General features: G+C 36.6%; 12 protein-coding genes. 10 read left to right on the top strand and 2 right to left on the bottom strand.

The window, feature by feature from the left end; all coding sequences use genetic code 11:
- Nucleotides 1-173 precede the first annotated feature (173 nt).
- Nucleotides 174-1,388, top strand: a complete 1,215-nt coding sequence (locus WBG45_RS12250) for an ATP-binding protein (RefSeq protein ID WP_424414941.1) — start codon at nucleotides 174-176, stop codon at nucleotides 1,386-1,388.
- Between the two features lie 320 nt (nucleotides 1,389-1,708).
- Here the strand turns inward: WBG45_RS12250 and WBG45_RS12245 are convergent, their stop codons facing one another.
- Together WBG45_RS12245 and WBG45_RS12240 are read right to left on the bottom strand one after the other, a co-directional pair.
- Nucleotides 1,709-2,824, bottom strand: a complete 1,116-nt coding sequence (locus WBG45_RS12245) for an acyltransferase family protein (protein ID WP_424414939.1) — start codon at nucleotides 2,822-2,824, stop codon at nucleotides 1,709-1,711.
- Between the two features lie 699 nt (nucleotides 2,825-3,523).
- Entirely contained in the window at nucleotides 3,524-4,015 is a 492-nt protein-coding gene (locus WBG45_RS12240) for a hypothetical protein (protein ID WP_424414937.1), read from the bottom strand.
- Between the two features lie 187 nt (nucleotides 4,016-4,202).
- Here WBG45_RS12240 and WBG45_RS12235 point away from each other — a divergent pair, with 187 nt between their 5' ends.
- The 9 genes from WBG45_RS12235 (at nucleotide 4,203) to WBG45_RS12195 (ending at nucleotide 13,453) form a co-directional block, all read left to right on the top strand.
- Nucleotides 4,203-5,588 carry an MATE family efflux transporter gene (locus tag WBG45_RS12235; protein WP_424414935.1) on the top strand — a complete coding sequence of 462 codons (1,386 nt, stop codon included), beginning with the start codon at nucleotides 4,203-4,205 and terminating at the stop codon, nucleotides 5,586-5,588.
- A 248-nt stretch (nucleotides 5,589-5,836) separates the two neighbouring features.
- A complete protein-coding gene (locus tag WBG45_RS12230; RefSeq protein ID WP_424414933.1) occupies nucleotides 5,837-6,271 on the top strand; it encodes an SRPBCC family protein in 435 nt (144 codons plus the stop codon).
- A gap of 12 nt (nucleotides 6,272-6,283) precedes the next feature.
- Entirely contained in the window at nucleotides 6,284-7,000 is a 717-nt protein-coding gene (locus tag WBG45_RS12225; protein ID WP_424414931.1) for a sulfite exporter TauE/SafE family protein, read from the top strand.
- A gap of 151 nt (nucleotides 7,001-7,151) precedes the next feature.
- Nucleotides 7,152-8,387 carry an MFS transporter gene (locus WBG45_RS12220; RefSeq protein WP_424414984.1) on the top strand — a complete coding sequence of 412 codons (1,236 nt, stop codon included), beginning with the start codon at nucleotides 7,152-7,154 and terminating at the stop codon, nucleotides 8,385-8,387.
- A 204-nt stretch (nucleotides 8,388-8,591) separates the two neighbouring features.
- Nucleotides 8,592-9,464 (top strand): proline iminopeptidase-family hydrolase, encoded by an 873-nt coding sequence (locus WBG45_RS12215; RefSeq protein ID WP_424414929.1) that lies wholly within the window; start codon nucleotides 8,592-8,594, stop codon nucleotides 9,462-9,464.
- 211 nt (nucleotides 9,465-9,675) lie between these two features.
- Nucleotides 9,676-10,389 (top strand): GNAT family N-acetyltransferase, encoded by a 714-nt coding sequence (locus tag WBG45_RS12210; protein WP_424414927.1) that lies wholly within the window; start codon nucleotides 9,676-9,678, stop codon nucleotides 10,387-10,389.
- Between the two features lie 28 nt (nucleotides 10,390-10,417).
- Entirely contained in the window at nucleotides 10,418-11,383 is a 966-nt protein-coding gene (gene msrA / locus WBG45_RS12205; RefSeq protein ID WP_424414926.1) for a peptide-methionine (S)-S-oxide reductase MsrA, read from the top strand.
- Between the two features lie 224 nt (nucleotides 11,384-11,607).
- Nucleotides 11,608-12,393, top strand: coding sequence for a nucleotidyltransferase domain-containing protein (locus WBG45_RS12200; RefSeq protein WP_424414924.1), 786 nt, complete (start codon nucleotides 11,608-11,610; stop codon nucleotides 12,391-12,393).
- A gap of 46 nt (nucleotides 12,394-12,439) precedes the next feature.
- Complete coding sequence (locus WBG45_RS12195; RefSeq protein WP_424414922.1) at nucleotides 12,440-13,453, top strand: phosphotransferase enzyme family protein; 1,014 nt, start codon at nucleotides 12,440-12,442, stop codon at nucleotides 13,451-13,453.
- Nucleotides 13,454-13,517 lie beyond the last annotated feature (64 nt).

The following is a 13,517-nucleotide window of genomic DNA, read 5'->3' as shown; positions in this document are numbered from 1 at the left end:
AATAGTGTTCTATCTTAAATAAATAAGATATATTTATAGATTAAATGATTTATATGTATTTTAATCTTGCTAGGTATCAATTGAGCGTCAATAATTCTTGTGAAATTGAACTTTGAATGAGACTGTTACGACAAGAATGTTGAAGAAATAATATTAACAAAAGGTGTGTACTCGTGAAGCAAAAACAATATTATTTAATAACATTGATTTCTATCGCCCTGATGGCAACGGGATTGTTTGTCGTTATTCCCCGTTATGATGGTCTAGAAGTAGGATTGATAATTCATTTTATATTAATTATTTTACTGTCATCAAGTTTGTTAATATACCCGAAGTATGAAAGATATCTTTTTAGAATCATCATTATTATTATAGGTGCAGCTTATTTTTATATGCTCTTCTTTTTATATCCTGAAACATGGTCGACGTTTATCTTTCTCTGCTTTATTCCTGGGTTTTCTATTTTGTTTTTCGATTCAAAGCTTTTTTATTTCTCTTTAGTGTTTAACGGCTTATTAATAACTTTAACGTTTAGTTATGTTGGGTTAATTAATCAAGGCAGTGATTATTCACATATCAAAATGGATTTAATCGGAAATATTATCAACTTTATCGGTAGCCAAGTTATTTTATATTTGATATTTCATCAATCTGCTAATCGAATCAAAAACCAGCAATTGTATTATGAGGAATTGCAGAAATCGGAGAGATTAAAAACAACGGGTCAATTGGCAGCCGCTGTCGCTCATGAGATCAGAAATCCACTGACAGTGGTAAAAGGATTTTTACAGTTCTATGAAAATGAAAATTCATTTAGCAAAGAAGACAAAAGTAATTTTTCTTTAATGGTTGATGAGTTAAATACAGCGGAACATGTCATATCACAGCTTTTAAATACATCGAAACCAGATTTAGATCAAAAAATGGAAACGTTAGATGTTCGAAAAGGACTTCAAAGTGTAACGGACTTACTAATGTCTTACGGTGTTGTTAATCAAAATAAAATAGACTTAAGTGTTCAAGGAAACTTATATATAACTATAAATATCATCGAATTTAAGCAATTATTTATCAACTTAGTGAAAAATGCAATTGAGGTTTCCAATAAAGGTGATTCTGTCGTTATCAGCGCTGAGCAAAAAAAGAAAGAAATCGAATTTAAAGTGATCGATACAGCTATTGGCATGTCAGAAGAAGAAATGAATTCCTTAGGTACACCATTTTACTCGTTGAAAAGTAAAGGGACTGGATTAGGACTCATGATTTGCTTTAACATTGTTGAAAAGTATAATGGCACAATTCAATTCCAAAGTATAGTGAATCAAGGAACAACAGTGATTGTCCGTTTTCCAGTTGCTGAAGATCCACTAACAGACAAAAAGGAGTAGGGCGTTTTATTATTAGCGAACACAGGACAAATTCTAATCTTCCAAAACAAAAACACACAAATTCATTATGAATTTGTGTGTTTTTTCATGGGATTATTTAAAAAATATCGTCTATTCAACTACGTGCAATATGATGTGTGCTTTTCCAACATATATTACATTTCGTCTTCCAGCTAACACTCCAGCACACATCATAAAGCAAATCCAAAAGTTAAAAGAAGCTGAAATAGAAACTTTTTCTAGCAAAATGACAGAGTTTACATCAATAATAAAAATAGTAATAGTAATAGTAATAGTAATAGTAATAGTAATAGTAATCTTTAAGCCTTAATGTAAATCTTCCTGCGATGCAGTATTATGGCAACAATGGTCCAGCAACCTAATAAGAATAGTGCATATATAATCTTAGGATGCGAAGACCAAGTTGAAAATATATCGACTAAGAATTGACGTAAAGATATTCTTCCATTTGCAGTCGGGACTTGGATTTGAATTGTAAGTTTTGATATAAGATCCTTACCAAAGTAAATAATTAAGCTATTCCTCCCAAAGGCTTCTATAATATACATTCCAGGGAAACTCGGAGGTTTTTCTCGTGCTTTTCGATCGATTAATGTATAAAATATTGCTAATATAAAAATGGTTATTGCAGCTGTAACCGCTGCAAAAGAAGGAGTCCAAATTCTTTTGCCGATAGGAGCAAAATTTATAAGAATAGGAACTAAACATGCTATACCAATAGCCAAGAACAATAGCGGCTTAGTAGCTTCTTTTTCTCGATTGGCCAGCAAGATACGACCAGCTGCAAAGCCTAGCATAACGTTAGCAATAGAACTGAACATTGTTAAAATACCTTCAGGGTCATAGCCTCTAGTTCCTTCTGCATATAAGTGATTTTCACCGTAAACCCAATAATCAAGTTGCCCCAGAGGGAAGCATTCAGGTGATAGCAGTCCACCAGGACAGGATGTACTAGAGACAGAAAGTAATAATCCATAACTAAAAAGCACTACCAGACTTACAGAAACAGCAAAAACCCACGTTCGGTTAATCCATATCAAAAAAACAACGATTAATCCAACAATGGCAAAAAGCTGAAGAACTCCAGTCAAGCGCCATGTACCTAAATCATAATCTAATCCAACGATTCCGTTATAGATTAAACCAACAACAAATAATACAATCGTTCTACGTAGGACTTTATTCCACTTTATTTTTTTCTGATATGCAATAGCTAACCCAACTCCAAATAATGTTAGGAATGCAGGAAAAATGGCGTCAATAATAGGGAATCCAAACCATTGAGCATGTCTCGCCCACTCATAGCCGCCGGGAGGAATATTACTTAAAAATACAGCAAATGCAACAAGTAAACCACGAGTGATATCTACAGAATAAATTCTGCCCTTATTATTAGTAGATAAATTTTTTGTCATATATTTTTCATTCCTTTTTATCCTCGTAAATTAGAATATTCTTTTCACAGTTTATTGGCCTATCAAATTCCGCTAATAATAGTACTTAAAGTTTACTAAACCTATTTAAGATGATCTTGAACAATAAAATCATATTTAAGGAAAAACTTTAAATCTTAAATATGATTCATTATAACTTACTTTCACTGTTATTCATTGTATTTATCTAATAGTCTTATAGTGTTGTCACATATATGAGCAGAGATATTGATGCTCCTTGATTAAAATATCCAGCAAAAGACTTAAAATTTCGTTAATAGTTTAAGCAATAATTAATAATAGATAATGAAAACGCTACATACCAGTACCTGCTTTAAGCTTCAAAGAATCCAGTTTTTTTGAAGTGTCTCTAACTTTTCTTATTACTTTTAAGAAAGGATAAAAAAAGTAGCTGCATTTGGGATCGTTGGCTTACAGTACTTCTGGCATTCACATTTTTAAGGTCAATTCTTTATCAAAAATAAGGCAATAGAAATAAACTGATTTCCTCACTTTAAAGAGCCAGACTTCAATTGCAGAAGTCTGGCTTTCTTTTTTAAAAATAATTTAGGTGCATATTTATGGTAACGTTTCTTTCTATCATTTAGCGAGGATATCTATTTTGGCTCTGTTATTTTCTTGATTCTGTTTATGGCCTTCCTCGTATTCAAAAAAGAAGTCCTAACACCAAACCACTATTTTATAGGGTGTCGTTTGGGCAGGAATACTTCTTGTGGTTGGGCCATAGATCACAATTAGATTTCGATTTGCCGGATTGCGTGTAAAAGCTTGCCCATTTGTCAATAAGATAGGCGTAAATGGTGAAAGATTCAACTTTAATTGGCCATCGCTACTCACTAATTGACTATCGAAATAATCTACTTTCACGTTTTGGTAGGGGCTGTCTTTTACCATAACGAGTGCACGATACTGAGGTGGGTAAATGAGGGGGACCGGGGCATTTCCATCATAATATCCAGATACCTGATCCCCTATAGCCACCATTTCCTGGTCCACAAAGTAAGTGCTAGGTGATACCACGAAATTTACCGAATCCCCCATCCCGTTATCTACGGACATTAAGGTATAACAACCTTCGCTTTCCCCATTAGCTCCTATCATGAAATCACTAATCATGGTGACCGTACCACGAAAAGCTTGAAAATTAACCATCCACATACCTCCTAATAAAATAGAACTCTTTATATGCTATGCCATTCTTTCATTTTAACTTGGTTCATTAGAAGTCCTTACGACGCAAAAATTATAGGTAATTCACAGACATCATCCCCGGGATAGCATTTTTTACTGTTACTTGGTAAGATAACTTAATTGTTTATCTCGGGAAGAAGGTTTTTAAATGGCTTCATTGAATGCGAATTCTGGTCCGAAAGAGAAGTTGAAATTATTCAGCTTAACGTGGCCAATTTTTTTAGAAGTATTTTTATTTATGTTAATGGGGATTGTCGATACGTTTATGCTGAGTGCACTTTCGGATGATGCTGTGTCTGGCGTTGGGGCAGCGAATCAGTATATACATATCGCAATTTTGGTCCTTGAAGTTGTTGGAACTGGAGCGGCTATTGTTGTTTCTCAGTATTTGGGCTCTAAGCGGTATATCGAAGCCTCTAAAATATCGGCGACTGCGGTGACGTTAAATTTAGCTGTTGGCTTACTGATGAGTGCAGGCTATTTTATATTCGCCCGTAGCATGATGGCAGCAATGAATTTACAAGGGGACGTACTCGCGTACGCTGAACAATATTTATCAATTGTCGGCGGAGCAATTTTCCTTCAAGCCCTCATTAACTCATTAGCCGCTATTATTCGTGTGCATGGCTGGACAAAGCAAACAATGTACGTTTCGTTAGGGATGAATATTATTCATGTAATCGGAAACTATGTGCTGATTTTTGGGAAGTTTGGATTCCCTGAAATGGGCGTGCAAGGTGCAGCGATATCTTCCATTGTCAGCCGATTTATTGCGTTACTGGTTTTCTTCTGGCTATTTTATCAAGTGGTTGAATACCGCATAAAATTCAATTACTATTTAAAGCTTTCTAAAGAATATATAGGAAAAATCCTACACATTGGTATTCCAGCTGCTTTTGAGCAAGTGATGTATCAGGCGTGTCAGATTGTTTTCTTATATTATGCAACATATTTGGGAGCGGAAGCTTTGGCTGCAAGACAGTATGCAACAAACATTTCGATGTTCACATTTTTATTTGCGATAGCAATTGGAATGGGGACGGCGATTATTGTCGGACGATTAGTTGGGGCTAATGAACAAGATGAGGCTTACACCCGATTATGGAAAAGTTTAAAATTTGCACTAATTTTCACATTAAGCGCCGTGTTTCTGGTGATTGTCTTCCGAAATCAGCTAATCGGCTTGTTCACTGATAACCCAGAGGTAATTAAGATAGCGTCATCCGTTCTCTTACTTAGTATATTTTTAGAAACGGGACGGACGATGAATATCGTCATTATTAATTCCTTACGTGCAGCTGGGGATGCAAAGTTCCCTGTCATGATTGGGGTATTTTCAATGGTTTTAATGAGCCTACCTTTAGGATACTTTTTAGTATTTTATTTAAATATGGGACTCCCGGGAATATGGATAGCCATTGCTGTCGATGAATGGACTCGAGCTACCATTATGTATTTTCGTTGGAAGAGTAGAGCTTGGGAAAAATACGCCCTCGTACATCCAGAAGAATCAGATGATAAAGTTACGTCTTAGGTTTAACTAATCTTAAATGGATTAGAATTTTCTTATATCTTATTATCCGAGCAATGAGGTATACCTCATTGCTTTTTTAGCAAGAATCGTCAAGTGTATATTCGATCACTATGGTATGTTATTGATTGTGAGAATTATTTGACTTCCTTTGATTGAAATTTTTCGGACTACACAAATTAATCGGGAAATGAGGTAAATCAAACGGATATCTAAACGCCAATCCAAATTGAAAAAGGAGAGGAAATATAATGGCTTTTATTAAAGAAGTTTATATCGACGCATCTGTTGAAACAGTATTTAAGGCAGCATCTGATTTCAACAATTCTGTATTCATCATGGATAATGTAGTAGGAATTGAAATGTTAACGGAAGGACCGGTTCAAAAGGGAACAAAAGTAAAAGAAGTAAGAGAAGTTAGAGGAAGAACGATAGAATCGATATTAGTTTTTACAGAATACGTTGCTAACCAAAAATATTCAGTGACAAGTGAGAATAATGGTATTTTTATTGAATATCACTATTCCTTTCATCCACAGGATAGTGGAACATTAGTTAATTTTGAAGGGTTCATTCGCACAAAAGGTTTCAAGAATACCTTGCTGAAACCTTTTGTGACAGCATTCATCAAAAAGGAAGATGGAGATCATCTTAATAAACTTAAAGAGTTTATTGAGCAAAAGTAAGAAGGTGTTTTCATGGAAATTTTTATATTTATATTTATTATATTAGTTGCTTCAATCCTTCAAACGAGTACAGGGTTTGGTTTTTCGATTTTAGCAACACCATTCCTTCTTCTTTTATTTAAACCGATGGAAGCGATCCAAATCAATTTAATTTTATCTCTATTTATCTCTATGGCCTTACTTACCAAAATTAAAGAAGATATAGACTATGGGATTTTAAAACGATTTATTATAGGGAGTATTGCTGGATTACCAATAGGTATTATGGTTTTTTTAGTTTTGGATTTAAAGAATTTGATGTTGGGAATTAGCCTTATCATATTAGGTTTAACTCTTTTGTTAATACTAAAGTTCCGTATCACTCAAACAAAAGAAAAAGACATAACAGTTGGTGGACTATCAGGTATGTTGACAAGTAGTATTGGCATGCCTGGACCGCCTTTATTGCTTTATTTTTCAGGAACCGATACTAAAAAAGCAAAGTTGCGAGGTACTACTCTAGCCTTTTATTTATTCATCTATTTAATGAGTTTAATCATTCAAGTAATCTTTACGGGAACGAATAAAACCATTTGGCATTCAAGTTTGTTTGCTTTACCTGTGGTATTTATAGGTTTGTTTTTAGGTCAACTTTTATTCAAAGTGATCAACCAGAATTTCTTTCGGGTATTCACATATATCATCTTGTTATTTACAGGCATTTATATGTTAATCGAGGGTTGGAAATGATTAAATCAATAATAGAGAATCGGAATATAACCCATTGCTCGATATTGCATGGAAATGTTCAGAGCCAAGTGTATTATTTTAGCGGCAATGTATGTATTCAGGAGAATCTTTCTGATTTTTACAGACCTTCTTAATGGGAGATGAAATCGTGATACAACCAAAAATCGGTATAAAGGAAAATCTTTTTCCATTCCTTTTGCTCGTTCTTACCAACTTCTTTGTTGGTTCAATGGTAGGAATTGAACGAACTGTATTACCTATATTAGGTGAAGAACAGTTTGGATTAGCCTCAACAAGCGCTGCACTTTCATTTATTATTAGCTTTGGTTTCTCTAAGGCAATTGTCAATTATTTTGCAGGACAAATTTCAGATCGGTTTGGACGAAAAAGGGTTCTCGTAATTGGTTGGATAATCGGCTTATTCGTACCTATCCTTATTATTTTTGCACAAGCGTGGTGGGTAATCGTTTTTGCGAATATTTTATTGGGTATTAACCAAGGATTGACTTGGTCGATGACGGTTAATATGAAGATTGATATTTCCAAAGCAAATCAAAGAGGAACAGCAATCGGTTTAAATGAATTCGCGGGATATTCTGGTGTGGCCGTAATGGCTATCGTTTCAGGTTATATTGCTACTTCCTATACATTGAGACCTGAACCTTTCTATTTGGGAATTGGAATCGTCATTATCGGAATTTTATTATCATTAATCGTAAAAGATACCGGTGAGCATTTAAAGGTTCAAATCCAAAACAATGCCAACAATAAGAAGAACATAAATAACCTTTCCTCTAAAGAAATATTTACCTTAACAACTTGGAAAGATAAAAACCTTTCCAGCATAAGTTTTTCAGGTTTATCGACGAACTTAAAAGATGGAATGGCCTGGGGACTCTTTCCCATATTTTTTACAACAGTAGGTTTAAGCATTAGTCAAATTGGTACAATTGTAGCCTTATATCCTGCTGCATGGGGATTCTTTCAGTTGTTCACGGGAGTATTAAGTGATAAAATCGGCAGGAAAAAATTAATTACCTATGGAATGTGGACACAAGCATTTGCTCTTTGGTTTATTCTATTTGTCCATAGTTTTTCATTATGGATGTTAGGGGCTATTGTGCTCGGTTTGGGTACGGCAATGGTTTATCCAACCTTACAAGCAGCTATTAGTGATGTGGCAGCACCTCATTGGCGTGCTTCTTCAATGGGAGTATACCGTTTTTGGAGAGACAGTGGTTATGCATTTGGAGCTTTACTTGCGGGTATCATTGCAGATTTGCTAGGTGTTAGGTGGGCAATTGGATTAGTAGCCTTATTACCCTTCATTGCAGGAATTGTTTCAAGTATTCGAATGACTGAAACGTTGAAAATAAATGATCAATAGCCATAGAATCTTTAACGACCATAGGCAATGTAACGATTGGGTTCAACCTCGCAAATTTGTGGTTGAGCCCTTTTTGCATGTTTCAGAAGGTAATGTAAATCTTTGTCAGCAGGATATTCTGAGAATGTGTTGAACCTTTAACAAGGAAGAGAAAATAGTGAGTGCCTATTAAAAGAAATGTTGAGAAAGAAAGGTGACGATTACATGAAGCAAGTTACAGACGGTTTTATTTCGGTAACAGGAGGAAATGTTTATTATCGAAAGACGGGGGATGGTCCTGGTACTCCGCTGTTAGTGTTGCATGGTGGACCAGGTGGGATGAGCAGGGAATCGGATCCACTTAGAATGCTGGGAGACGACCGACCGGTAATTCACTATGACCAACTTGGATGTGGGAATTCAGATCGTCCTGAAGATTTATCATTGTGGACCGTTGAACGATACGTCGAGGAATTGGCGCAAGTAAGAGAGGCATTAGGTTTAGAGGAAGTACATATTCTCGGACATTCATGGGGCACAATGCTTGCAGCCGCATACCTTCTTGAACGACCAACAGGTGTCAAAAGTGTAACGTTTTCTAGTCCATGCTTAAGCTCACGAATGTGGGAGCGGGATCAAAGAGAATATTTGAAGGATTTACCGCAAGAGTCACAGGATATTATTGAACGTTGTGAACGAGACAAGACAACTGATTCGGACGAGTACCACCAAGCCATGATTCAATTTTATGAACGTCACGTGTGCCGCTTACTTCCTTGGCCACAAGAACTACTGGACAATATGAAAAAATCCAACAAAGCCATTTATGGGTTTATGTGGGGAGCGTCTGAGTTTACTGTCACTGGTACTTTACAAGATTTTGATGTGACGGATCGATTAAACGAAATCGCCATCCCTAGTCTTTTTACATGCGGACATTTTGATGAAGCAACGCCTAGAACGACCGAATACTACGCGAGCCTTGTTCCAGGATCTGAGTTTCATGTATTCAAGAACAGTTCACATATGCCTGGGGTTGAGGAACCTCAAGCATATGCAGATAGAGTTCGGGAGTTTTTAAACAGTCATAATATTTGAAGGTAACACCCCCTATATAAGGACTAGTAACCCTCGGTGCTCTATTATCGGGGGATTTTAGTCCTTACCATAGCTATGTAAATAAAAGCTATAAATATTGCTAATTATTTTCTGTATTTTCTATTTATTGTTGGTTGTTGATTAAGTAAAATGTTAACTAAATAGTAAACTAGTCGATAAATAAAGGAAGTACATGAAATGAGGTCGCAACATGGAACTATATAGCTTGATTAAAAAAGACGGTGAGTACTGGCTAGTCGACCAGGTTAAACATAACGAAGTTGAAAACGAGCGATATGTGCAAGCGTTCGCAAAACTGCTATCCGAATGGTACAAAACTCAGTGCAAATACCTGTCCCTTTTGATGGATCAGAAAAATGAACAGTGGTTACTTGGCCAAGGCTTTCATAAAGTATCATCCATTGTGGAATATGCCTGTTCGTTAGATGCAGACTTTAAAGGGGAACCGGGTATAGATATTGAATTACTTTCGCAAAGCAATATGGATGATGCGGATTTTGCTAAGCTTTACGAAAGGTGTAGAAGCGGCTCTGCGAATAAAAATAATTTATTTACCATGAAACAAATCATGGAATCACTTGAAAATGAGCTCGGAAATAATTGGCGTTCTAACTGCCACATCTTCAAAAAAGATGGGCAACCAATTGGGATTAGTATTCCAGTGATTGAAAATGGCACAGTTGACGAAGGACGATTATTTTACTTTGGTGTCATTCCAGAAATGCGTGGTAAAGGCTTTGGCACCATATTGCATCGACTATCGCTCGGATTACTAAAAAACATGAATGCTACATATTACGTTGGAAGTACAGATGAAAATAATGTGCATATGTTCCGCATTTTTGAAAGAAACGGTTGCGTATTGCGCGATAAAAAAGGGATTTACCGTATCAATCAAGAATGAATTTGTACAGTCGAAAGGAGCGAGTGTTATGCCCACACAATTCAAACTTGCCACATTCGCAGGTGGATGCTTTTGGTGTATGGTCTCTCCGTTTGATGAGCAACCTGGCATTCATCAAGTGGTTTCAGGTTACACAGGTGGACACACCGTAAATCCCACATACGAAGAAGTTCGTACACACACAACAGGACATTATGAAGCCGTCCAAATTACATACGATCCATTCGTTTTCTCTTATAACAAATTGCTGGATTTATATTGGCAACAAATCGATCCAACCGATACGACAGGTCAATTTAACGACAGAGGTGATGCTTATCGCACGGCGATTTTTGTCCATGACCAGGAACAAAAACAACTTGCTGAATCTTCTAAAGAAGCTTTAGCAAACAGTGGTCAGTTTACAAAGCCGATTGTCACTGAGATTATTTCTGCGCAACCTTTTTACCAAGCGGAGGAAAAGCATCAACAATACTACAAAAAGGTTCCGTTTCATTACAATCTCTACAAGGAAGGGTCGGGTCGCGCTTCCTTTATCCGTAAGCATTGGAAGAACACGAAAAGTGACAGCGAATTGAAAGAGGAACTAACCCCTCTTCAGTACTATGTGATGAAAGAAAACGGTACCGAAGAACCTTATGAAAACGAATATTGGAACAATAACGATGATGGGATTTATGTCGACCGTATTTCAGGCGAAGCGTTGTTTAGTACCTTGGACCAATACGATGCAGGATGTGGTTGGCCAAGTTTTACGAAGCCACTTCGTCGCAGTGAACTTACTGAAAAACTCGATACATCTTTAGGTATGCGCCGAATTGAGGTGCGGACCAAAACATCTGATTCGCACCTCGGACATGTCTTTGACGATGGACCAGGTCTAGATAAAGCTCGTTATTGCATGAATTCAGCTGCACTTAAATTCATTCCAAAACAACAGCTAGAAGCAGAAGGCTATAGCGAATTCCTCTCTTTGTTTCAAGAAGTTAACTAGGACGCGAGATGTGTTTGAGCGATAAATCTCCAGAATGAGCGATAACCCCCTGAAAATGATTGATAAATCTCTAGATTGAGCGATAAACCTTTCAATTTGAGCGATAAATTATTCACGAACGAAAGTAACACGCAAAGCTATCTCATTGGCCAAGTTAACTTGCTAGTGAAACAGTAACTTTTTCAGACAGGGACGTAGCCAAAAACGCAAAGGATGATAACCAAGTGAATGAATTAATCAAAAATAAATTAATAGAAATTGAAGAACAATATCAAGTGAAGGTCTTATATGCAGTCGAGTCAGGTAGTCGGGCTTGGGGTTTTCCTTCAAAAGACAGTGACTATGATGTGCGATTTATTTATATACATCAATCAGATTGGTATTTATCGATTGATCCACAAGGCATTGGGAAGAAAAGAGATGTTATCGAAGTGCCGATAAATGATTTGTTAGATATTAGTGGATGGGAAATCACGAAGGCTTTACGACTTTTTCGAAAGAGCAATCCACCACTTTTAGAATGGATGAAGAGTGAGATTGTTTATTACCAAGCCTATTCATTTATTGATCAGATGCGGGCGTTAGAGCCACAGGTGTTTTATTCGAATGCAACACTATATCACTACTTAAATATGGCAAAAAAGAATTATCAGGAATTTCTACAGGGATCAGAAGTGAAAATTAAAAAATACTTTTACGTACTGCGTCCAATTTTGGCATGTAAGTGGATTGAAGAGAAGCAAACAGTTCCACCAATCGGCTTTCACGAACTTGTGGATGCAATGGTAACCGATAGTAATTTAAAACGTGAAATCGAAATTCTTTTACAGCGTAAAATGGCTGGGGATGAAATGGATTTAGAGCCAAGGGTTCAACTAATCAATGATTTCCTAGAAAGTGAAATGATACGCTTGGAAGCTTATATCAAAAACATTTCAATCGAAATTGACGACCCTACTGAAAAATTAAATGTATTATTCAGAAATACGTTGAAGGAAGTTTGGGAATAAGAGTCGTTTGTGATAAATCATAAAGGAAAAACAAAGGGGAAAAATCATGGAACAATGGGTGGAGAAACTATTTACGGAGAATGTCCTAATAGAAGCGGCCGCTCGCTACGGAGCGAATGCTTCTAATGCCAAAAAGCTAGGTGACTTTGAAAATTATGTTTATGAAGTGGAACGAGCTGGTACACCGTTTATTTTGAGGTTGACGCACTCTTCGCATCGCAAGAAGAAGGAAGTAGAAGGTGAACTGAAGTGGATTAACTTCCTCCATGCGCACGACATTCATGTGTCACTCGTACATACTTCCGAAAACGGAGAGCTTGTAGAAGTTTTGCCAGTCGCCGATTCATTCTTTTACGTTTGCTTGTTCGACAAAGCGCCGGGTACCTCAGTCAAAATGAACAGTCCACAATTTGCACCGGAACTGTTTGAAAAATGGGGTGCTATCACTGCAAAAATGCACTTAGCAACTGAACAATACAAAGACTCTGAAACGCCACGTTTGCAATGGGATGAAGATGATTTGATTGAGCTTGAAAAATTTATCGATTCTAGTAAAGACAAAGCGATTATCAAAGGTAACCAACTGCTTGTCTCAAGCATTCAACAGCTATCTCAAACAAACGAAACATTTGGGTTAATTCATTCAGATATACATATGGGTAATTTCTTTTACCACGAAGGGAATATCCACGTGTTTGATTTCGATGACGCTATGTATTTCTATTTCATCAGCGATATTGCGATTCCTCTCTATTACTCGACGTGGTGGAAGTATCGAGAAGAGACACTTGAAACGCGTTCAGCGTTCGGGACAGAATTTCTAGTACATTTTCTTAAAGGCTATATGAGTGTTCGACCAATGCCACTGGAATGGCTAGAGCGCATTCCGCTATTCTTGAAGTTGCGCGACTATACGCTTTACGGAGTGTTTCATAAGAAAATGGATCTCGCAAATGGGCATGAGCAGGAGAATAAGCTTGTTGCTGGCATCCGAGAACGGCTAATAAAAAACGAACCTATGGTGGATTTAAATTATCGTGAGATTTTAGGGAAAGTGTAGGTTTAACAGGTTTTTTTGTTAAATGAATAATATTAGACAGAATAATACAAATAAATGTGTATTT

Origin of the sequence: Paenisporosarcina sp. (genome assembly GCF_049671445.1) — a bacterium.
GTDB lineage: Bacteria > Bacillota > Bacilli > Bacillales_A > Planococcaceae > Paenisporosarcina.
Note: the sequence above shows the minus strand (reverse complement) of the source record. Positions and strands in the feature narration are given on the sequence as shown.

Coding starts and splice junctions, on each gene's coding strand:
- WBG45_RS12210 (WP_424414927.1), top strand. CDS start 9,676: ATGGAACTATATAGCTTGATTAAAAAAGACGGTGAGTACTGGCTAGTC.
- WBG45_RS12230 (WP_424414933.1), top strand. CDS start 5,837: ATGGCTTTTATTAAAGAAGTTTATATCGACGCATCTGTTGAAACAGTA.
- msrA (WP_424414926.1), top strand. CDS start 10,418: ATGCCCACACAATTCAAACTTGCCACATTCGCAGGTGGATGCTTTTGG.
- WBG45_RS12240 (WP_424414937.1), bottom strand. CDS start 4,015: ATGGTTAATTTTCAAGCTTTTCGTGGTACGGTCACCATGATTAGTGAT.
- WBG45_RS12215 (WP_424414929.1), top strand. CDS start 8,592: ATGAAGCAAGTTACAGACGGTTTTATTTCGGTAACAGGAGGAAATGTT.
- WBG45_RS12195 (WP_424414922.1), top strand. CDS start 12,440: ATGGAACAATGGGTGGAGAAACTATTTACGGAGAATGTCCTAATAGAA.
- WBG45_RS12245 (WP_424414939.1), bottom strand. CDS start 2,824: ATGACAAAAAATTTATCTACTAATAATAAGGGCAGAATTTATTCTGTA.
- WBG45_RS12225 (WP_424414931.1), top strand. CDS start 6,284: ATGGAAATTTTTATATTTATATTTATTATATTAGTTGCTTCAATCCTT.
- WBG45_RS12235 (WP_424414935.1), top strand. CDS start 4,203: ATGGCTTCATTGAATGCGAATTCTGGTCCGAAAGAGAAGTTGAAATTA.